The organism is Streptomyces sp. NPDC088730 (genome assembly GCF_044751215.1).
Lineage (GTDB): Bacteria > Actinomycetota > Actinomycetes > Streptomycetales > Streptomycetaceae > Streptomyces.
In genome coordinates this window covers 69,102-92,639 of the sequence record NZ_JBIVLK010000018.1, presented here as the reverse complement: position 1 = coordinate 92,639, position 23,538 = coordinate 69,102, and the positions used below count along the sequence as shown (strand labels likewise).

Annotated in this window: 4 protein-coding genes; all 4 read right to left on the bottom strand. The window is 72.3% G+C overall.

The features are described 5' to 3' along the window. Positions 1-35: 35 nt before the first annotated feature. The 4 genes from ACIP89_RS33605 to ACIP89_RS33590 all read right to left on the bottom strand — a co-directional run bounded on the left by ACIP89_RS33605 (position 36) and on the right by ACIP89_RS33590 (position 23,177). Positions 36-18,614, bottom strand: a complete 18,579-nt coding sequence (locus ACIP89_RS33605) for an SDR family NAD(P)-dependent oxidoreductase (protein ID WP_402118157.1) — start codon at positions 18,612-18,614, stop codon at positions 36-38. 82 nt (positions 18,615-18,696) lie between these two features. Next, entirely contained in the window at positions 18,697-20,247 is a 1,551-nt protein-coding gene (locus ACIP89_RS33600; protein WP_401932165.1) for a long-chain fatty acid--CoA ligase, read from the bottom strand. Then, on the bottom strand, positions 20,247-21,533 hold the full coding sequence (hemA, locus tag ACIP89_RS33595; protein WP_401931461.1) for a 5-aminolevulinate synthase: 1,287 nt from the start codon (positions 21,531-21,533) through the stop codon (positions 20,247-20,249). Before hemA ends, ACIP89_RS33600 begins: the two co-directional genes overlap by 1 nt. Positions 21,534-21,599: 66 nt before the next feature. Continuing rightward, positions 21,600-23,177, bottom strand: a complete 1,578-nt coding sequence (locus ACIP89_RS33590; RefSeq protein ID WP_402118156.1) for a class I adenylate-forming enzyme family protein — start codon at positions 23,175-23,177, stop codon at positions 21,600-21,602. Positions 23,178-23,538: the final 361 nt, after the last annotated feature.

Genomic DNA, 23,538 nt, shown 5'->3' with positions numbered 1-23,538 from the left:
GAGGTAGTCGCGGAGTTTCTGCTCGTTGCTCATGTCTACCTGCCGAATTCGTTGTCGAGTGCTGCGAAGAGTTCGTCGTCGCTCGCCAGATCGAGGTCGGCGTCGTCGCGGCCGCCGTCCGACGCCCGGCCGTCCACCGTCCGGGACAGTCCGCGCAGCCGCGCGGCGTACGTTCCCGCCGGTCCGTCGCCGTCCGACGGGCCGGCGGCCAGGAGAGCGGCCTCCAGCGCGTCCAGGGCCGCCTGGACCGGGTCCGGCGTCTCGCCGGCCAGTTCGCCCCGCAGGTATGCGGCGATGGCCCAGATGGTCGGGTGGTCGAAGACGAGCGTGCTGGGCAGCCGCAGTGCGGTGGCGGCGTTCAGCTTGTTGCGCAGTTCGACCGCGGTGAGGGAGTCCAGGCCCAGGTCCAGCAGTCCGCACTGGACGTCGATCGTCCGCGGGGCCGGGTGGGCGAGGACGGTGCCGACCTGTTCCCTGACGAAGTCGAGCAGCAGTTGTTGCTGCTCCTCCCCGGTCAGGCCGGTGAGCCGCTGTGCCAGCGGGGCCGGTGCCGGTGCCTGGGCGGGCCGGGCGGCCCGGCGTTCGGTGCGTACCAGGCCCCGGTACAGCTCGGGCAGTGCGTCCCCGAGGCCGCGCAGTACCGCGAGGTCCAGTGCGACCGGGGCGAGCACCGGCCCGGTGAGCGCGTCGTCGCCGGTCCGTGGCGCTCCGGCTCCGGCCAGGGCCGTGTCGAGGGCCGCGAGTGCCTGCTCCGCCGGCATCGGGAGGATGCCGTTGCGGGCGAGCCTGGCCCGGTCGGTGCGGTCGAGGCCGTTCGCCATGCCGTCCTGCCACATGCCCCAGGCGAGGGATACGGCGGGCAGGCCCGCGGCGCGCCGGTGTGCGGCGAGCGCGTCCAGGAAGGTGTTGCCGGCGGCGTAGTTGGCCTGTCCGGCGTTGCCCACCAGGCCGGCGACGGAGGAGAAGAGGACGAAGTCCGTCAGCTCGCATCCGGCGGTCAGCTCGTGCAGGTTCCAGGCGGCTTCCACCTTCGGCCGCAGGACCCGGGAGAGGCTCTGCGGGCTCATGGCCTCCAGCGTGGTGTCCTCGACGACTCCGGCCGCGTGCACGATCGCGGTGAGCGGGTGCTCGTCCGGGATCGAGGCGAGCAGGGCGGCCAGGGCGTCGCGGTCGGCCGCGTCGCACGCCTCGACCCGTACCTCCGCACCGAGCTCGGTCAGTTCGGCGACGAGGTCCGGCGCCCCGCCCCGCCGGCTGGTGAGCAGCAGGTGGCGGGCGCCGCGGGCGGTCACCAGGTGCCGGGCGACCTGGGCTCCGAGGGCGCCGGTGCCGCCGGTGATCAGCACCGTGTGCTCCGGGTCGATCGCGTTGCCTCCGTCCGGGGTCCGCACCGGGTGCGGGACCTTGGCGAGCCTGGTCACGCGGGCCTGTCCCCGGTGCAGTTCGAGCTGTGGCCGGGGGTCGGCCAGGGCCGCGGCCAGCAGCTCGCGGCCGGCCGGCAGTCCGTCCGTGATGACGTGCTGGAAGCGTCCCGGGTGTTCCGACTCGGCGGTGCGCATCAGCCCGGACAGCGCGCTGTGCGCCAGTTCCCCGGTGCTGACCACGGCGAGCCGCGCTCCGGCCGGCGTGTCGGAGGCGAGCCACTGCCGCAGGACCGTGAGTACGTCCTGGGTGACCCGGCCGGTCTCCCGCACGGAGGCCGGTTGTACGGGGAGGACGACCACGTCGGGTGCGGCCGCGCCGTCGGCCGTCGCGGCGGCCAGTCCGGCGAGGTCGGCGTAGTGCTGGGCGGCGAGTCCGGGATCGGTTTCGCCGAGGACCACGATGCCCGTGTCGCCGGCGGCGGCGAGTTCCACGCCGGCCCGTTCCACCGCGTACACGTGCTGGTGGGAGGAGTGGGTCAGCGCGGTCCCCGCCGGGAGGGTCCGCAGGGCGAGCGAGGCGACGGTGGCGACCGGCGCGCCGGTCTCGTCGGCGATGTCGACCGCGACCGTTCCGTCCGGGCGGGGAGACAGCTTGACCCGCAGGGTGCCGGTGCCGTTCCGGGCCCCGGTCAGCTGGACGCCGCCGAAGGAGAACGGCAGCCGGAGCCCGGCCGACTCCTCCAGGAGCAGTGCGTGCAGCGCGGCGTCGAACAGTGCCGGGTGCAGGGCGAATCCGTCGGGTTCGGCGGAGGGCCGTACCTCGGCGTAGAGGTCGTCGCCCGACCGCCATGCCGCCTGGAGGCCCTGGAAGGCGGGGCCGTAGCCGTAGCCCTGGGCGGCGAGGCGGTCGTACAGGTCCTCGACCGGCTGGGGTTCCGCGCCTGCCGGGGGCCAGGACGCGAGGCCGGGTGCGGGCGCGGCGGGATCGGCGGCGACCACGGTCCCGGTGGCGTGCCGGATCCAGATGTCGTCCTCCTGTTCTCCGCGCGAGTGGACGGCGACGGGCCTGCGGCCGTCCGCGTCGGGGCCGCCGACGGTGATCTGGAGCTGGAGCGCGCCCTCGTCGGGGAGGACCAGGGGTGCCTGGAGGGCGAGTTCCTCCAGGTGCTCGCAGCCGAGTGCGGTGCCCGCGTGGAGGGCGAGTTCGACCAGGGCGGTGCCGGGGACCAGCAGGGTGCCGGCGACGGTGTGGTCGGCGAACCAGGGGTGGCTGCGGGCCGAGATCCGGCCGGTGAACAGGACGCCGTCGGAGTCGGCGAGCGGCACCACGGCGCCGAGCAGCGGGTGCCGGGTGGAGTCGAGTCCGGCCGAGGTGACGTCGCCGCCGCCGGGCCCTTCCGTGAGCCAGTAGCGCCGGCGCTGGAAGGGGTAGGTCGGCAGGTCCGCGGCGGGTCCGGCGTTCTCGCCGAACAGTGCGTCCCAGTTGACCGGCACGCCCCGTACGTGGGCGTGGGCCAGGGCGGTGACGGCGGTGTGCGGCTCGTGGCGTCCGCCGCGCAACACCGGGACCAGGAGCGATCCCGCGTCGAGGAAGTCCTGTCCCATCGCGCTGAGCACGCCGTCGGGGCCGAGTTCCAGGAAGGTCCGTACGCCCTCGGCTTGCAGGGTGCGTGCCGCGTCCAGGAAGCGCACGGGCCGGCGGACGTGCCGGACCCAGTACTCGGGCGTGGCCAGTTCCTCGGCGCCGACCGGCTGCCCGGTCAGGGTGGAGACGATCGGGATGGCGGGCGCGGCGAACGTGATCCCCTTGGCGACCGTCTGGAACTCGTCGAGCATCGCGTCCATGTGCGGGGAGTGGAAGGCGTGGCTGACGCGCAGCCGCTTGGTCCTGCGCCCCCGGGCGGAGAGTTCGGCGCCGACGGCCTCGACGGCTTGGGCGTCGCCCGAGAGCACCACGGAGGTGGGGCCGTTGACGGCGGCGATGCCGAGCAGGTCCTCCTGTCCGGCGAGCAGTGGCAGCACCTCCTGCTCCTCGGCCTGTACGGCGAGCATCGCGCCGCCGCCGGGCAGTGCCTGCATCAGCCGGCCGCGGGCCGCGACGAGCTGCGCCGCGTCCGTCAGCGAGAGGACGCCGGCGACGTGCGCGGCGGCCAGCTCGCCGATGGAGTGGCCCGCGAGGAAGTCCGGCCGTACGCCCCAGTCTTCGAGGAGCCGGAAGAGCGCGACCTCGGTGGCGAACAGGGCGGGCTGGGCGAAGCCGGTCCGGTCCAGCGGCGCCGGGTCGTCGCCGAAGAGGACGTCGAGCAGCGGCTCTTCCAGCCAGGGGTCGAGCTCCGCGCAGACGGCGTCCAGGGCCCGGGCGTAGGCGGGATAGGCGGTGTACAGCTCCCGGCCCATGCCGAGCCGCTGGCTGCCCTGGCCGGTGAAGAGGAAGGCGGTGCGGCCGTCCACGGGTGTTCCCCGCACGGTCGGTGCCGTGAGTGCGTCGGCCGCTTCGGCGGTGGTGGCGGCCACCACCACGGCGCGGTGCGGGAGGCCGGCCCGGCCACCGGCCAGGGTCCGGCCGGTCGATGCCAGGTCCTGCGGTCCGGCTTCGGCGAGCGCCGCGCCCAGTTGGCCGGCCTGTGCCAGCAGGGCGGCTTCATTGTGCCCGGACAGCAGCAGCGGGACGACCGGCATCGGCTCGGCCGGCGGGACGGTCCCCTCGGCCGGCGGCTGTTCCACGATGATGTGGGCATTGGTGCCGCTGATTCCGAAGGAGGACACCCCGGCCCGGCGCGGCCGCTCGGTCTCGGGCCACGGCACCGTCTCCGTGAGCAGTTCCACCTCGCCCGCGGACCAGTCCACGTGCGGGCTGGGCTCGTCGATGTGGAGGCTCCTGGGGAGCACTCCGTGCTCCATCGCCTTGACCATCTTGATGATGCCGGCCACTCCGGCGGCGGCCTGGGAGTGTCCGATGTTGGACTTCAGGGAGCCCATCAGGAGGGGGGAGGTGCGCTCCTGCCCGTAGGTGGCGAGTACGGCCCTGGCCTCGATCGGGTCGCCGAGCGTGGTGCCGGTGCCGTGGGCCTCCAGCGCGTCGACGTCCGCGGTGGTGAGGCCCGCGTTGGTCAGTGCCTGGCGGATCACCCGTTCCTGGGAGGGGCCGTTGGGGGCGGTGAGGCCGTTGCTGGCGCCGTCCTGGTTGACGGCGGTGCCGCGGATCACGCCGAGGATCCGGCGGCCGTTGCGCCGGGCGTCGGAGAGCCGCTCCAGGAGGAGGACTCCGGCGCCTTCGGCCCAGGCCGCCCCGTCCGCCTGCGCGGAGAAGGACTTGCACCGGCCGTCGGGTGCCAGTCCGCGCTGCCGGCTGAACTCGACGAACAGGGTGGGCGCGGCCAGCACGGTCACGCCGCCGGCCAGGGCCAGCCCGCATTCGCCGTTGCGCAGTGCCTGGGCGGCGAGGTGGATGGAGACGAGCGAGGAGGAGCAGGCGGTGTCGACGGTGATCGCCGGGCCCTGGAGTCCGAAGGTGTAGGCGATGCGGCCGGAGGCGACGCTGACCGTGCTGCCGACCGAAAGGTAGCCCTCCATGCCCTCGGGGGCGTCCTTCAGGCGTGCCGCGTAGTCGTTGGCCATGACGCCGGCGAACACCCCGGTCTGGGTGCCCTTGAGGGAGGTGGGGTCGATGCCCGCGCGCTCGAAGGCCTCCCAGCAGATCTCCAGCAGGAGTCGCTGCTGGGGGTCGATGGCGGTGGCCTCCCGGGCGCTGACCCCGAAGAGTTCGGGGTCGAACTGCGGAGCGTCGTAGAGGAATCCGCCGTGCCGGGTGTACGAGGTGCCCGCGTGGTCGGGATCCGTGTGGTAGAGGTTCTCCAGATCCCAGCCCCGGTCGGTCGGGAACGGGCCGATGGCGTCCCGCTCGTCGGACAGCAGCGTCCACAGCTCCTCCGGGGAGCCGGCCTCGCCCGGGTAGCGGCAGGCCATCGCGACGATCGCGATCGGCTCGTCGGAGGCGCCGGCGGCCGGTTCGGCCGCAGTGGGCGCGGTGGCCGTGCCCAGCAGTTCGGTGTGCAGGAATCCGGCCAGCTCGATGGTGCTCGGGTGGTCGAACACCAGCGTCGCGGGCAGCTTCACGCCCACGGCCGCGTTCAGCCGGTTGCGGAGTTCCACCGCCTTGAGCGAGTCGAAGCCGAGCTCGTTGAAGGCCCGGTCGGTCGCGACCTGGTCGGCGTCGGTGTGGCCCAGTACGGAGGCCACCACGCCGCGGACCAGTTCGAGGAGCGCGCGCTCCTGTTCCTGGGGGGCCAGGAGTGCCAGGCGTTCACCGAGGGGGTTCGCGCCCGGCTGTGCGTCCGCGGCGGCGCGCCGCTGCGGACGCACCAGGCCGTGGAAGAGGGCGGGCAGCGTGCCGTCCTCGTTCCGGGCCCGCAGTCCGGTGTAGTCGAGGAGCGCCGGGACGAGCACCGGGCGGCGGGTGGCGAGGGCCGCGTCGAACAGTGCGAGGCCCTGCTCGCTGCCGATGGGGGCGATGCCGCCCCGGGACATGCGGGCGAGGTCGGCGTCGGTCAGGTGACCGGTCATCCCGCTGCCCTCGGCCCACAGGCCCCAGGCCAGGGACGTACCGGGCAGGCCCAGGGCCTGGCGGTGCTGCGCGAGGGCGTCCAGATAGGTGTTGGCCGCGGCGTAGTTGGCCTGGCCCGCGGTGCCGACCGTGCCGGCCAGCGAGGAGAACAGGACGAACGCGTCCAGGTCCAGGCCGGCCGTCAGCTCGTGCAGGTGCCGTGCGGCATCGACCTTGGGGCGCAGCACGGTGTCGAGCTGCTCGGCCGTGAGGGCGTGCAGGGTGCCGTCGTCGAGGACTCCGGCGGTGTGCAGGACGGCGGTGAGCGGGTGCGGTGAGGGGATCGCGTCCAGCATCGCGGCGACCGAGGCGCGGTCGGCCGTGTCGCAGGCGACCACGGTCACGCGGGTTCCGTGGGCGGTGAGTTCGGCCTCCAGCTCCAGCATGCCCGCCGCGTCCGGGCCCCGGCGGCTCGCCAGCAGCAGGTGCCGTACGCCGTGTTCGGCGACGAGGTGGCGGGCGAAGAGCTGCCCCAGGGTGCCGGTGGCGCCGGTGATGAGGACGGTGCCCTCGGGGTTCAGGGCGGGCACGGTGTCGTCCGTCTGGGGCGATGTGACCAGCCTCGGTACGAGCAGCGCTCCGTCCCGCAGGCTCACCTGCGGCTCCGGTACGCCCAGTGCGCGGCCGAGCTCGGCCTCGGTGAGGTCCCGGTCCGTCAGGTCCAGCAGGCCGAACCGGTCGGGGTGCTCGGTCATGGCGGTACGCACCAGACCCCAGACGGGGGCCGACGCGAGTCCGGCCTCCGTGCGGGCGGTGGTCGCGTCACGGGTCAGGAAGACCAGCCGTGAGTCGGCGAACCGGTCCTCGGCGAGCCATTCCTGGGCCAGCCGCAGGGCCCGGTGCGCCACGGCGCCGGGACCGTCCTCTGCCGGGATGGGGACCACGACCAGCGGCGGGTTCCCGACGATGCCGGCGAGGTCCGGATAGCTGCCCGCGGGGGCGGGCAGACCGTGGCCGCGGTCGTCGATGACGGCCCACCCGGTGGCCGGGGCGGCCTTGGGGGCGGCGGTCCACTCCACCTGGAGCACCGGCCGGCGGGACGGGCCGGAGCCGGTCAGCCGTGCCGGGTCCACGGCCCGCAGGCTGAGCGACTTCACCGAGGCGATCGGCGCTCCGCTCGGGTCGGTGAGGGACAGGGCGGCGCCCGAGCCTTCCGGGGTGATCCGTACCCGCAGCACGCCGGCGTTCACCGCGTGCAGCCGGACGCCGGTCCAGGCGAACGGCAGCACCAGGCGGCCGTCCTCCGCGAGCGCCAGCGGGTGCAGGGCGGCGTCGAGGAGGGCCGGGTGGATCCCGAACTCCCCCGGGGTGACGCCCTCCGGGAGCGCGACCTCGGCGAACGTCTCCCGGCCGGTGCGCCACAGCGCCCGCAGGCCCTGGAAGGCGGGCCCGTACTGGAAGCCCCGCTCGGCAAGCGTGTCGTACGCCGCCGTCAGGTCGACCGGCTCGGCGCCGGCCGGGGGCCAGTCGGTGCCGGCCGGGGTGTCGGCGGGGCCTTCCGCGTGGCCCAGTACGCCGGTGGCGTGGAGGGTCCACGGGTGGGTCGGGGCGTCGTCGGTGTCGGGCTCCGGGCGGGAGTGCACCGACAGGGCGCGCCGGCCCTCCTCGTCCGGGGCGTCGACGACGGCCTGGAGCTGTACCGCGCCCCGGCCGGACAGCACCAGCGGTGCCTGGAGGGTCAGTTCGTCGAGCTGGTCGAGGCCGGTGTGGTCGCCCGCCCGGATGGCGAGGTCCACGAACGCGGTGCCGGGGAGCAGCACCGTGCCGGCCACGGCGTGGTCGGCCAGCCAGGGGTGCGTGTTCAGGGCGATCCTGCTGCTCAGGACCAGCTTGTCCGCGTCGGCCAGCCAGAGCGCGGCGCCGATGAGCGGGTGCCGCTCCGCAGCCATGCCGAGCCCGCTCGCGTCCCCGGCCGTCGCCGGGCCCTCCAGCCAGTGGCGTCGGCGCTGGAAGGGGTAGGTCGGCAGGTCGACGACCGCGCCGGGCCCGCCGAGCACGGCGGCCCAGTCGAGTGGGGCGCCCGAGACGTGGGCCTGCGCCGCGGAGGCGAGGAAGTCGTCGAGTCCGCCCTTGTCGCGGTGGAGCGAGGGCACGGTGACGGCGCTGTCGTGGGACGTGTCGTCGATCGTCTCCTGGAGCGCGATGGTCAGCACCGGGTGGGCGCTGGCCTCGATGAAGACGCGGTGGCCCTGGTCGAGCAGGGTGCGGGTGGCCTCCTCCAGCTGGACGGTCCTGCGGAGGTTGCGGAACCAGTAGGCGCCGTCGAGCTCCGTGCCCTTGAGCGGCTGGCCGGTGACGGTGGAGAGGAAGGGCACCTCGACGGCGCGCGGGGTGAGTGAGGACAGGGCGTCGAGAAGTTCGTCCCGCAGGCTCTCGACGTGGGAGGAGTGGGAGGCGTAGTCGACCGGGATGCGTTTGGCGCGCATCCTGTTCTCCTTGCAGTGGGCGACCAGCTCATCGAGGGCGGTCCCCTCTCCGGCGACCACCACGGACCGCGGGCCGTTGTGTGCGGCGATGTCGATGGCGCCGTCCCAGCGGGTGATGAGTGCGCGGACCTCGTCTGCGGGCAGGGCCACCGAGACCATTCCGCCGGTGCCCGCCAGCTTCACGATCGCCCGGCTGCGCAGGGCCACGACCTTCGCCGCGTCGTCCAGCGACAGCGCGCCGGACACCGCGGCCGCCGCGATCTCGCCCTGCGAGTGGCCGATCACCGTGTCCGGTTCGATGCCCACCGAGCGCCACAGCGCGGCCAGGGACACCATCACGGCCCACAGTGCCGGCTGCACCACGTCCACCCGGTCGAATCCGGGCGCGTCCTCCGCACCGCGCAGGACGTCCAGCAGCGACCAGTCGGTGAACGGTGCCAGCGCCCGCTCGCACTCCGTGAGCCGGGCGGCGAACACCGGGGAGGAGTCGAGGAGTTCCAGGGCCATGCCCTGCCACTGCGAGCCCTGTCCCGGGAACACGAACACCGTCTTGCCCGCGCCGGTGGCCGTGCCCCGCACCAGGTTCGGCGCGGTCGAGCCCGAGGCCAGTGCTTCGAAGCCCGCCAGCAGTTCGTCCCGGTCCGCGCCCGAGACCGTCGCCCGGAAGGGGAGGTGCGGGACGCGGGTGGCGAGAGCCGACGCGATCCGCGCCGGGTCCGTGCTCGTGGCGGCCAGCAGCTCACGCAGCTGGCCGCCGCGGGCTGCCAGGCCCGCCGCGCTCTGCGCCGAGACCACCAGCGGGAGCCCCGCCACCGCGGGCTCAGCGGCCGCGGCCGGCGCCGGGCCCTGTTCCAGGACCACGTGCGCGTTCGTGCCGCTGATGCCGAACGAGGAGACGGCCGCGCGGCGCGGACGCGCCACCTCGGGCCAGGCCCGGTGCTCGGTGACCAGCTCCACCGCACCGGCCGACCAGTCGACGTGCGGCGTCGGCTCGTCCACGTGCAGCGTCGCCGGAAGCTCCGCGTGACGCATCGCCATCAGCATCTTGATGATGCCCGCCACACCGGCGGCGGCCTGGGTGTGACCGATGTTCGACTTGATCGATCCCAGTCGCAGCGGCTCGCCGCGGTCCTGGCCGTAGGTGGCCAGCAGCGCGTTGGCCTCGATCGGGTCGCCGAGCCGGGTGCCGGTGCCGTGCGCCTCGACCGCGTCCACCTCGTGCGGGGCGAGGCGGGCGTTGGCGAGGGCCTGGCGGATGACGCGTTCCTGGGAGGGGCCGTTGGGGGCGGTGAGGCCGTTGCTCGCACCGTCCTGGTTGACCGCGGAACCCCGGATCACACCGAGGATGCGGTGCCCGAGCCGCTGGGCGTCCGAGAGGCGCTCCAGCACCAGCATGCCCGCGCCCTCGCCCCAGCCCGTACCGTCGGCCGATGCGGCGAACGACTTGCAGGTCCCGTCCGGCGACAGGCCGCGCTGACGCGAGAACTCGACGAAGGTCGTCGGCGTGGACATCACGGTGACACCGCCGGCGAGTGCCATCGAGCACTCGCCCTGGCGCAGCGCCTGAGCGGCCAGGTGGACCGCCACCAGCGACGAGGAGCACGCCGTGTCCAGCGTCACCGCCGGTCCTTCGAGTCCGAGCGTGTAGGACACCCGGCCCGACAGGACGCTCGCGATCGACCCGGTCAGCAGGTGTCCCTCGAAGCCCTCCGGAGCGCTCCCCAGCCGCGACGCGTAGTCGTTGTACATCACACCCGCGTAGACGCCGGTCGAGGAGCCGCGCAGCGCGGCGGGGTCGATTCCGGCCCGCTCCAGCGCCTCCCACACGACCTCCAGCAGCACCCGCTGCTGCGGGTCGGTCGCGGTCGCCTCACGCGGACTCAGTCCGAAGAACCCGGCGTCGAACTCCGCGGCGTCGTAGAGGAATCCGCCCTTGCGCGTGTACGACTTGCCGGTCTTCTCCGGGTCCGGGTCGAAGAGGCCCTCCACGTCCCAGCCGCGGTCGTGCGGGAAGTCGCCGATCGCGTCCCGGCCCTCTGCCACGAGCCGCCACAGGTCCTCCGGGGAGGAGACCCCGCCCGGGTAGCGGCAGCCCATGCCGACCACGGCGATCGGTTCGTCCAGTCCCGGGGCGTGGGCGGCCACCGACGGGACGGCGGCGGTTCCGGTCGCGTCGAGCCGGTCCAGCAGGAAGTCCGCCACCGCCTGGGGCGACGGGTGGTCGAACACCAGGGTGGTGGGCAGCCGCAGCCCGGTCACCGAGCCCAGCCGGTTGCGCAGTTCGACACCGGTGAGGGAGTCGAAGCCGGCCTCCTTGAACGCCTTGGCCGGGTCGATGCCGGCCTCGTCCCCGTATCCGAGGACCAGTCCGACGGTCTCCCGTACGGTCTGGAGCACGGCCTGGGCCCGCTCCTGCGCGGGCAGTGCGCTCATCCGCCGGCCCCAGGACGAGTCGGCGCCGGGGGCGGTGGCTGCCGCCTGCCGGCGGCGGACGCGGACCAGGCCGGTGAACAGCTCGGGCAGCGCGTTCTCCTCGGCCAGGGCGCGCAGGGCGCCCAGGTCGAATTCGGCGGGGACCAGCACCGGCTCCGTGGAGGCGAGCGCCGCGTCGAACAGGCCGAGCCCCAGTTCCGGGGTCAGCGGGACGATGCCGCTGCGCTTCCAGCGCGCGACGTCGGCGTCCGCGAGGGTTCCGGCCATGCCGTCGGCGCTGTCCCACAGGCTCCACGCGAGGGAGGTGGCGGGCAGGTTCCGGTCGCGGCGGTGCTGCGCGAGGGCGTCGAGGAAGGTGTTCGCGGCCGCGTAGTTGGCCTGGCCGGCGTTGCCCATGAGTCCCGCGATGGACGAGAACATGACGAACGAGGCGAGGTCGAGGGACTCGGTGAGGCGGTGGAGGTTCCAGGCCGCGTCCACCTTGGGGCGCATCACCCGCTCCAGCTGACCGGCCGACAGCGAGGCGACCGTGGCGTCCTCCAGGACACCCGCCGTGTGCACCACGGCGGTCAGCGGGCGCTCGGCGGCGACCCCGGCCAGCAGGCCCGCCAGCGCGTCGGAGTCCGACACGTCGCACGCCGCCACCCGGGCGCCGGCGCCGGACTCCGCGAGCTCCGCCACGAACTCGGCGGCGCCGGGGGTCTCGGCGCCCCGACGCGACACCAGCAGCAGGTGCCGCGCACCGTGGTGCGTCACCAGCCGGCGCGCCACCAGACGGCCGAGCGTGCCCAGAGCGCCGGTCACCAGGACGGTGCCCTCCGGGTCCAGGCCCTTCGCCGGCTGCGCCGCGGCACCCGCGGCGCGCGCCAGACGCGGCATGGACAACCCGCCGCCGCGCACCGCCACCTCGGGCTCGCCGGACGCCAGCGCGGCGGGGAGCAGCTCCGCGCCGTCCTCGTCCGCGTGGACGAGGACCAGCCGGCCCGGCTGCTCGGACTGCGCGGTACGGATCAGGCCTACGAGCGGGGCGGTGTGCAGTGCGCCGTCCGGTACGACGAGGACGAGGCGGCTGTCCGCGAACTGGGGGGCGGCCAGCCAGTCCCGGACCGTTTCGAGCCCGCGTGCCGCCGTGGCGTGGGTCCGGGCGAGGTCATCACCGGTGGTGCCCCCGGCGAGCTGCTGCTCGCCGATCACCACGAACTCCGGTGCGGTGGAACCGGCGTCGATGGCGGCGGTGAGCGCGGCGAGGTCGGCGTAGGGCGGCTCGCCGAGCCGGACCCACCGCCGGCCGGCGACCGGCTCGGCCGCCGGGACGGCCTCCCAGGCCATCCGGTACAGGGACTCCACGGCCGGGCCGGCGGCGGCGAGCTGGTCGCGGGCGACCGGGCGCAGGGCGACCGACTCGATCGTGGCCACCGGGGCGCCGGTGCCGTCGGCCAGAGCGAGTCGGGCCGTGTCCTGGCCGGTGCGGGTCCAGCGGACGCGCAGCGCCGTGGCGCCGACGGCGTGCAGCGCGAAGCCGGAGAACGAGAACGGCAGCCGGATCGTGCTGTCGTCCCGCGCCGAGTCCGCGGCGTCGAGGACCAGCGGGTGCAGGACGGCGTCGAGGAGGGCGGGATGCGCGCCGAAGCGCGCGGCCTCGGTGTGGAGCTGGTCGGGCAGGGCGACCTCGGCGAAGATGTCGTCGCCTGCGCGCCAGGCGGCGCGCAGTCCGTGGAAGGCCGGCCCGTAGCCGTAGCCCAGTTGGTCGAGGCGGTCGTAGACACCGTCCAGCGGGATGGGGGTGGCTTCGGCCGGGGGCCACTGGTCCAGGGTGACGCCCGGCGCGGGGGCGGAGGGAGTGAGCAGGCCGGCCGCGTGGCCGGTCCACTGCTCTTCGCCGGTCCGCGCGTACACGGTGAACCGCCGGTCGCCGCGCGTGTCGGCCCGGTCGACGGTCAGCCGCAGCTGGGCGCCCGTCTTCTCCGGGAGGATCAGGGGTGTCTGGAGGGTGAGTTCCTCGACTGCGGCATGGCCCAGGTGCTCGGCCGCGGTTCCCGCGAGCTCCAGGAACACCGTCCCCGGGACCAGGACCGTCCCGCCGATCGCGTGGTCGGCCAGCCACGGGTGCGAGGACAACGACACCGAGGCCGAGAACTGCACCGCATCGCCGTCGGGGTCCGTGATCGCCGCGCCCAGCATCGGGTGGTTCACCGCTGTCAGGCCCAGGCCCGCCGCGTCACCGGAACGCGGCGCGTCCAGCCAGAAGCGCTCGCGCTGGAAGGCGTACGTGGGCAGCTCCACCACAGCGGAGCCCGGGATGAACCCTTCCCAGTCCACGCCCGCGCCGTGTGCGTGCACCGTGCCCAGGGCGGCGAGGAGGGAGCGCTTCTCCGCGCGGTCCTTGCGCAGCAGCGCGGCCACGGCGATGCCGTCGGTGTCGGCCAGGCATTCGCCCGTCAGTCCTGCGAGTGTCCCGTCGGGGCCCAGTTCCAGGAACGTCGTCACACCGAGGCCGGCCAGGGTGGCGATGCCGTCGGCGAAACGGACCGCCGACCGGGCCTGGACGGCCCAGTACTCGGCGGTGAACTCCTCGACCACCTCACCGGTGACGTTCGAGACGACCGGGATTCGGGGAGCCGCATGGGTCAGGGTCCGGGCGACCTCGGTGAGCTCCGCCAGCACCCCGTCCAGATGCGCGGAGTGGAAGGCGTGGCTCACCTTCAGCCGGGTCGCCTTCACACCCTCACCGCGCGCCAGCTCCAGGACCTGGAGCACAGCCGCCTCATCGCCCGAGATCACGGTGCTGACCGGGCTGTTGACCCCGGCCACCTCCACACCGGGACGGCCGTCGATCCATCCCGCGACACGGGTCTCGTCCGCGTTCAGGGCGACCATCGCCCCGCCCTCGGCGATGCCGTCCATCAGCCGGGCCCGCGCGCACACCAGACGCGCCGCGTCCTCCAACGACAGCACTCCCGCCACATGGGCCGCCGCCAGCTCACCCACCGAGTGGCCCACCAGATAGTCCGGGGTCACTTCGTGGTGGGACAGCAGCCGGAACAGGGCCACCTCGACCGCGAACAACGCCGGCTGGGTGAACACCGTCCGCCGGAGCAGCTCCGGCTCGCCCGCGATCACTCCGGCGAGCGACCGGTCCAGGTGGACGTCCAGCGCGGCGACCACCTCGTCGAACGCGGCCGCGAAGACCGGTTCCGCCGCGTACAGCTCGCGCCCCATCCCCACACGCTGGCTGCCCTGCCCGGAGAACAGGAACGCGACGGAACCCGTCGAGACGGGCTCGCCCGGCGTCAGCGCCCGCAGCGCGTCGAGGAGTTCCTCACGGGTCTCGCCCACGAGCACGGCACGGTGATCGAAACGAGCACGCGATACGGCCAGCGAGCGGCCCACGCGCACGGCGTCGAGCTCCGGCCGGTCCTCCAGGAACGACACCAGCCGGTTCGCCTGCTCCGACAGCGCGGCCCCGGACTTGCCCGACACCACCCACGGCACCGGGCCCGTTACCGGCGGCTCCTGCACCGGAGCTCCGGTCTTCGTGACCTGCTCGACGATGAGGTGTGCGTTGGTCCCGCTGATGCCGAAGGACGAGACGCCCGCCCGGCGCGGGCGGTCGAGCTCCGGCCACTCCTGGGCGCTCGTCAGCAGCTCGACCGCGCCGTCCGACCAGGCGACGTGCGGGGTCGGCTCGTCCACGTGCAGCGTCGCGGGGAGGACCCCGTTGCGCATCGCCATGACCATCTTGATCACGCCCGCGACACCCGCCGCGGCCTGCGTGTGGCCGATGTTCGACTTCAGCGAGCCGAGGCGGAGCGGCTCCTCGCGGTCCTGGCCGTAGGTGGCCAGCAGTGCCTGGGCCTCGATCGGGTCGCCGAGCTTGGTGCCGGTGCCGTGCGCCTCGACCGCGTCCACCTCGGACGGCGCCAGGCGGGCGTCGGCGAGCGCGGCGCGGATGACCCGCTCCTGCGAAGGCCCGTTCGGCGCGGTCAGGCCGTTGCTCGCGCCGTCCTGGTTCACGGCGGAACCACGGATCACCCCGAGCACCTGGTGCCCGTTGCGCTGTGCGTCCGACAGCCGCTCCAGCACCAGCAGTCCCACGCCCTCGGCCCAGCCGGTGCCGTCCGCCGACGCGGAGAACGCCTTGCAGCGCCCGTCCGGCGACAGCCCGCGCTGCCGGGAGAACTCCACGAACATGCCGGGCGTGGCCATGACGGACACACCGCCGGCCAGCGCCATGGAGGACTCGCCCCGGCGCAGCGACTGCGCGGCGAGGTGAAGTGCGACGAGCGAGGACGAGCACGCGGTGTCGACCGTCACCGCCGGGCCTTCGAGTCCGAAGGTGTAGGCCAGCCGGCCCGAGGCCACGCTGGCGGTGTTGCCCGTCAGCAGATAGCCGTCGTGTCCGTCGGACAGCTCGTGCAGCCGCGGCCCGTACTCCTGCGCCGTCGCACCCACGTACACGCCGGTACGGCTGCCGCGCAGCGCGGCGGGGTTCATGCCCGCCTGTTCGAAGGCTTCCCAGGCCGTCTCCAGGAGCAGCCGCTGCTGGGGTTCCATCGCCGCCGCCTCGCGGGGGCTGATGCCGAAGAACTCGGCGTCGAACCGGTCCGCGTCGTACAGGAAGCCGCCCTGGGTGGCGTAGGTCTTGCCGGGTACGGCCGGGTCGGAGGTGAAGAGCGAATCGAGGTCCCAGCCGCGGTTGGCAGGGAATCCGCCGACCGCGTCGGCCTCGCTGCTGACCAGGCGCCACAGGTCCTCCGGGGAGGCGACTCCGCCCGGCAGCCGGCACGCCATGCCCACGATCGCGATCGGCTCGTCGGGGCTGGTGGCCCCGTACGCGGCGTCGTTCTGGTCCTGGCCCGGGTCCTGGCCGTGGAGCCAGCCGTCGAGGTGTCCGGCGAGGGCGGCCGGGGTCGGGTAGTCGAAGAGGAGGCCGGCGGGCAGCGAGAGCCCGGTGGCCGCGTTGAGCGCGTTGCGCAGTTCGACGGCCGAGAGGGAGTCGAAGCCCAGTTCCTTGAAGGTCGTGTCGGTGCCCACGTCGCGCGCCGACCCGTGGCCGAGCACCGCCGCCGCGTGCGCACGCACCAGTTCCAGCGTGTCGCCGCGCGGCGCGACCCGCTCCGGGCCGCTCTGTCCGGTCGCGCCGGCCGGGAGCTGGACCGGGTCCTTCGCCCGACCGTCCAGCCAGAAGCGCCGGCGCTGGAAGGCGTACGTCGGCAGCTCGGCCAGACCGGCCCCCGGCAGGAGCCGCTCCCAGTCGACATCCACCCCGTGTGCGTGCGCCGCGCCCAGGGCGGCGAGGAGGGAACGCTTCTCCGCACGGTCCCTGCGCAGCACCGGCACCACGGCCATGCCCTCGGCGTCCGGCAGGCACTCGCCCACCAGTCCCGCGAGCGTCCCGTCCGGTCCCAGCTCCACGAACGCCGTCACACCGAGGCCCGCCAGGGTGGCGACGCCGTCGGCGAAACGCACCGCGCGACGGGCCTGAACAGCCCAGTACTCGGCGGTGAACTCCTCGACCACCTCGCCGGTCACATTAGAGACCACCGGGATTCGGGGAGCCGCATGGGTCAGGGTCCGGGCGACCTCGGTGAGCTCCGCCAGCACCCCGTCCAGATGCGCCGTGTGGAAGGCGTGGCTCACCTTCAGCCGGGTCGCCTTCACACCCTCGCCGCGCGCCAGTTCCAGGACCTGGAGTACGGCCGGCTCATCGCCCGAGATCACGGTGCTGACCGGGCTGTTGACCCCGGCCACCTCCACACCGGAACGGCCCTCCAGCCACCCCGCGACGCGCTCTTCTCCCGCGTTCAGGGCGACCATCGCCCCGCCCTCGGCGATGCCGTCCATCAGCCGGGCCCGCGCGCACACCAGACGCGCCGCGTCCTCCAACGACAGCACCCCCGCTACATGGGCCGCCGCCAGCTCACCCACCGAGTGGCCCACCAGGTAATCCGGGGTCACCCCGTAGTGGGACAGCAGCCGGAACAGGGCCACCTCGACCGCGAACAACGCCGGCTGGGTGAACACCGTCCGCTCAAGCAGCTCCGGCTCGCCCGCGATCACTCCGGCGAGCGACCGGTCCAGGTGGACGTCCAGCGCCGCGACCACCTCGTCGAACGCGGCCGCGAACACCGGCTCCGCCGCGTACAGCTCGCGCCCCATCCCCACACGCTGGCTGCCCTGCCCGGAGAACAGGAACGCCAGCGCGCCGCCCGGCGCCGCACGACCCGTGACGACACCGGCCGCGGGCATGCCCCCGGCCAGCGCGCGGGCTCCGGCGAGCAGTTCCTCGCGGGTCTCCCCCACGACCACCGCGCGGTGATCGAAACGCGAACGCGTCACGGCGAGCGAGCGGCCCACCGCCGCGATGTCCGCCTCCGGGCGCTCCTCCAGGAACGACACCAGGCGATCCGCCTGCCCCGCCACGGCCTCGGCCGACCTGCCGGAGACCACCCACGGCACCAGGTCCGGGCCGGCCTCCGCGACGGGCGGTTCCTCCCGTGCCGCCGGCTCGGTGCGCCAGTCGGAGAGCACGACGTGGCAGTTCGTACCGCCCATGCCAAACGAGCTGACGCCCGCGTAGAGCGGCTCGTCCGGCCGCGGCCACGGCTCGCGGCCACGCTGGACGGTGAGCTTCAGCCGGTCGAGCGGAATGTCAGGGTTGGGGGTTTCGAAGTTCAGGCTCGGCACGAGCTCGCGGTGCCGGATGCAGAGCGCCGCCTTCAGCAGGCCGACGATGCCGGCGGCACCCTCCAGGTGTCCGACGTTGGTCTTCACCGATCCGACCCGCAGGTCGGCTCCGGCCACGCGGCCGTCGCCGAGCACCGCGCCCAGCGCCGACGCCTCGATGGGATCGCCCAGCTTGGTACCCGTGCCGTGCAGCTCGACGTACTGCACCTGCTCGGCGGGGACCTCTGCACGCTCGTACGCCTGCCGCAGGACGTCCCGCTGGCCGGCCGGACTCGGCACGGTGAGACCGTCGGTCGTCCCGTCGTTGTTCATCGCGCTGCCGTTCAGCACGCAGTAGACCGGGTCGCCGTCCGCCACGGCGGCGTGCAGGGGCTTGAGCACCACGAAGGCGCCGCCCTCACCGCGTACGTAGCCGTTCGCCCTCGCGTCGAAGGTGAAGCTGCGGCCGTCCGGTGACAGCGCGCCGAACCGCTCCGCGCCGACGGTGCTGTCCGGCACCAGGTTGAGGTTGACACCGCCGGCGATGGCCATGACGGACTCGCCGCGCCGCAGGCTCTCGGCTGCCTGGTGCACGGCGACCAGGGAGGAGGACTGGCCGGTGTCCACGGCCGCGCTCGGCCCGTGCAGACCCAGGGTGTAGGAGATCCGGTTGGCGATGACGCCGCGGTTGAGTCCGGTCAGGGTGTGCCGGGTGATGCCTTCGATCCCGTACTGGTGCGTGAGAGCGGCGTAGTCGTCGGCGATGACGCCGACGAAGACGCCGGTCCGGCTCTCGGCGAGATCGGACGGGCGGATCCTGGCGTCCTCCAGGGCCTCCCAGGCGAGTTCAAGCATCAGCCGCTGTTGCGGATCCATCGACGACGCCTCACGCGGACCGATACCGAAGAAGCCGGCGTCGAATCCGCTGACGTCCTCAAGGTAGCCGCCCGGCCGGGGGGGCAGTTCCGGGCGCCCCGCGGGAGGCGCCCCGATGGCACTGCGGCCGTCGCTCAGCAGTTGCCACAGCTGAGCGGGGTTCTCCGCATGCGGCAGTCGGCAGGACATACCGACGACGGCGATCGCCTCTGCCGGTATTGACGTGTCCGATTGGAATTCACCCATGGTGGAGCTGCCCCCTATTGTTACGTTCGATGCTTGAACGGAGGGGTAGCACCCGCGGCCGTGCCGCGGGTGCTACGCCAATTCATGCCGCTGCCTGCGGAGAATGTTTCTCGTATTTCTCCACGAGCGTTCGCTTGAGAACTTTTCCACTGGTCCCCAGCGGGAGAGCGTCGACGAATTCGACTCGACGAGGGTATTTATATGCGGCGAGACGCTGCTTGCCCCATTCGATGATCTCCTCGTCCGATCCGGGGCCGCCGCCCGCCGGCCGGGCAGGCACGACGATCGCCCAGACCTCCTCACCGAGCACGGGGTGCGGAACACCGATGACCGCCACCTGTGCCACGGCCGGATGCCCGACGAGGATCTCCTCGATCTCGCGCGGATAGACGTTGTAACCGCCGCGCAGGATGAGGTCCTTCTTGCGGCCCACGACCGAGAGGTAGCCGTCGCCGTCCAGCCTCCCGAGATCGCCGGTGCGGAACCAGCCGTCGGTCAGCACCTCGGCGGTGAGGTCCGGACGGCCGAGATAGCCGGCCATGACGTTCTGGCCCCGCACCACGATCTCGCCCACCTCGCCGACGGGCAGGAGGTCGATCCCGTCGGCGTCCGGCCCAGCCGTGCCGACGGTGATGCCGGTGATGGGAACACCGACCGTTCCGGGGCGGAACGTCAGGCCGGGGTAGTGGTAGGCGACGCTGCAGGAGGTCTCGGTCATTCCGTAGCCCTCGTACACAGGGCATCCGAACGTGCTCCGGACAGCCTCAAGGGTCTTGACGGGAAGCGCCGAGCCCCCGCTGTACACCCGGTCGAGCCGAGGGATACGAGCTCCCCGGGCCACCGCGTCGAGCAGCTTGGCGTACATGGTCGGCACGCCCATGAACACCGTGCACCGGTGTTCCGTCATGAGTTCGAGGGCCTCCGGGCCGGAGAACTTCGGCATCAGGACGAGGGAGATGCCGGCCCGGAAGCCGGTCAGCATGCCGCAGATCTGCCCGAAGCCGTGGGCCAGCGGCAGGCAGCTGAGCAGGACGTCGTCACCCCGGAACGCGTAGGGAGTGGTGACCATCCGCTCGACGTTGTACAGAATGTTCCGGTGGGTGAGCATCACGCCTTTCGGCTCACCCGTCGTACCGGATGTGTAGAACACGACCGCGACATCGTCGGGTTCCGGCACGGCGGCTTCGCCGATCGGCGCCGTGCCCTGTGCCGCCCGCTCCAGGTCGACCGTGCCGGCGGGGCCCGGACCGACGCTGAGGAGCAACGCGCCGCGCCGCTCCGCCGCCTTGCTCGCCCGGTCGAGCAAGGCGGCGGCGCACACCAGGAAACGGGCGTCGGCGTCGGTCAGTACGTGATCGACCTCCTCCGCCGTCGCCATGACGTTCAGCGGGATCACGACGGCACCGGCAGCGAGCACGCCGAAGTACACGGCGGGGAACTGCGGGGTGTCGACCAGCAGCATCGCGACCCGGTCCCCCGGCCGTACCCCGTTGTCACGCAGCACCGAGGCGTAGCGGCGGGCCTGCTCCCACAGCCACCCGTACGTGAAGTGCTCGGACTCGTGGACCACGGCCGGGTGGTCGGGCCGCTGCGCCGCTGCGCCGGCCAGTACGTCGGCAACTGACGTCGTCATTACGGCAGCAGTCCGGCTTTCGCGGCGGTGCGGATGCCGCCGCCACAGAGCTCGGACGTGAACCAGTCGCGGGCACTCGCGGTCCGGATGTCCAGTTCCTTCCAGATCCCCCGGAGAGCCTGGGCGAAGTTCTCGACGTCGCTCTGGTCGTGCACGGCGGACGGAGCGATCCGCAGGATCTCCTCACCCGCGGGCACGCTGGGGGCGTTGATGGACTGGACGTAGATCCCGTGCCGGTCGAACAGCAGCTGGGACGCCCGCTTGCACAGCTCGTCGTCACCGACGAAGGCCGCGACGATGTGGGAGTCCGTCGAGACGAACGGGATGTCGGCCTCGATCAGAAGGCTGTGCAGAAGCTGCGCGTTCTCCGAGAGGATCTTTCGCTCGACGTCGGAGGACCGCAGGTACTGAACCGAGGCCAGCGCGGCGGCCGCGACCGCCGGCGGCAGCGAGGTGGTGAAGACGAACGAGCGCGCGTAGGTCCGCACCGCGTCCACGAGGGCCGCCGGTCCCGCGATGTAGCCGCCGACCGTTCCGAACCCCTTGGCCAAGGTGCCCATCACGACCGTGAAGCGATCGGCGATGCCTTCCCGCGCGGCGATGCCGGCGCCCTGCGGGCCGTACATGCCGACCGCGTGGACCTCGTCGATGAAGGTCGTGGCACCGTACTTGTCGGCGATGTCGGCGATCTCGGCGAGCGGCGCGACGTTGCCCGACATGGAGTAGACCGATTCCACGACGATGAACTTCGGGCAGTCGGCGGGAGCCGCCGCGATCAGCTCTTCCAGGTGGGCGACGTCGTTGTGCCTGAAGACGTGCTTCTGCGAGCCGCTGTGCCGGAGTCCGTCGATGATCGAGGCGTGGTTCTTCGCGTCGGAGAACACGACGGTGTCCTTCGGCATCCCCGCCAGCACGGTGAGGGCGCCTTCATTGGCGGTGTAGCCCGAGGTGAAGAGGAGCGCGGTCTCCTTCCCGTGCAGATCCGCCAGTTCGTTCTCCAGGCGGACGTGATGGTGGTTGGTTCCGCCGATGTTCCGGGACCCTCCGGAGCCTGCGCCATGGGTCTCTATCGCGGCCTGCATCGCGTCGATGACCTGCCGGTTCTGCCCCATGCCCAGATAGTCGTTGCTGCACCAGACATTTACTTCCGAGTCCACCCCGTCACGCCGGGCGGAGGCCATGGGGTAGTGACCGGAACGACGGCCGATCTCCAGGAACTCGCGCTTGCTTTCAGCGAGATCTCCAGCGGTTTTGCCATTCAGGTAGGACGCCAGGTGAACGTTCATTTACTCGCCTTCTCGACGTAACGATTGGACTGACCTGCGCACGAGGTCGCCAGTGCCGGAGCGGCACTAGGAGAACTGCGACTTCAGGAGCTCCTTGTCGGGCTTGCCGTTGCTGTTCATCGGCAGCACGCTCAAGACGTGTATCTTCTCGGGCACGTGGATCGGGGAGAGCGCCTCGGTGATTCCCGAGCGAATGTCCTCCACGTCGACCACCTCAGCCGGATCGCATTCGATCGCGGCGTGGATGTGCTCGCTTCCGTCCTCGTCCCGGACGCTGTAGACGGCGGCATGCCGAACGCCCCGGTGAGAAAGGATTTCTGCTTCGAGAACGATGGGATGCACCTTGACGCCACCCACCTTGATGACATGGGCCGACCGGCCCATGAGAGTCAGATAGCCTCGCTCGTCGAGAAAGCCGATGTCTCCGGTGGAGTACCAGCCGTCACGAAGAACTCGTGCCGTCAATTCCGGGTCCCCGTGATAGCCGTCCATCATCTGAGGGGATCGGACGTGAACCTCACCGGTTTCGCCGGTCGCCAGTTGCGCACCCGTAGCCGGGTCGCAGACGGCAATCCGAACATAGGGGAAGGGCCGCCCGACGGTAGCCGCAAGATCCGGGTCGCCGTGCTCCGAAGGCATCAGGGTCGTAATTCGACCGCATTCGGTGGCGGCATACCCCTGCCACAGGACCGGGCCGAACAGCCGGAAGGCCTGGGCTATTCTCGCGGGTGCCGCGGGACTGCCGCCGTAGACAATCCGCTTCAGCGACGCCAGGCCCGCGGCTTCCACGGCCTCAGGGTCGCGGATTCCCCGCTCGCTCAGGTGGTCGATGAGCTGGAACACGTGGTTCGACGCCATGAAAGTCCACGAGACCTCCTTCGACTCCGAGACGGTTTCCACGAACTTCTCGGGGTCGAAACTCTCGTGGAGATACAGCGCTCCGCCCAGCGCGAGGACCGCGTCCGCCAATGGCGCGACGCCGTGGCTGAGCGGGGTCGACACCAGTATCGTCGCGCAGTCGGCCTCACGGCCGAGCTCCATCCAGGCGCTCAGGGTGGCTTCCCACGCACCGCCCGACAGCCGGATGCCCTTGGGCCGTCCCGTGCTGCCACTGGTGTAGCCGATGAAGGCCGGCGCGTTCGGCTCCCACGGCGCGGCGTCCGGGATATCGGCGGCATCGGTCCGGCCCGCCTCTTCCCCGTGCGCGATCCGCGTCACCGGGATCCCGCTGCCGGCGGCGAGCTCCGTCGCGCGCTCCGAGCCTTCGGCATCGGCGTAGATGGTCACGGCCCGGGTCTCGCGCAGGATCTGGATCTGGTGATCCAGCGGAAGGACCGTCACCGTGGTACCGGGGTTGGTCGTTCGCAGATAGGACACGACGCCGCCGAGCAGATGCGTCGCGTACCGCACGGTGAGCATCTCGGGGCTGTTGGGTGCGACCAGAATCGCGACCATATCCCCCTTGCCCACACCGCTATTGCGCAGCGCAAGGAAAATCTCAGTCACGGACCGAATCAGATCACTGCCGGAGAAGGTCTTACCACGCCAATAGGCGACATCTCGATCCGGTTCGCCTGCGAACAGCGAAAGGATCTCAGAGACATAACTCTGACTTTTACTCCACCAATGTTCGGGCAGGCTCATGGGACCTTCCATAGCGATGTCATCCGATTGGGCGGTTTAATCTTCGACATGCGATGGAATGAAGTCAACCTTCTTCCGTCAGGGCTCTAGTGATCGTCATGCGTTTCTTGAACGCATGACTTCGAATCCCTCTTCGAAAGGAAGGGGCCCACCTGCGGTGTGCAGTACATCTGTGCGATTGCATTCTCCTGGCAGCAGGCCCGCCACTGCCCCAGCACTCACCAGGACCCGCCCAAGAGGCCACTTTGCCGGGGAAAACGCAACTTCGACATCTCTCGCAGAGGCAGCTACCTTCACCTGGTCTTTGGCGATTGCGAACGATCGGTCACGCTCCACGAATCCGGCCTCACGCGTCAGCCAC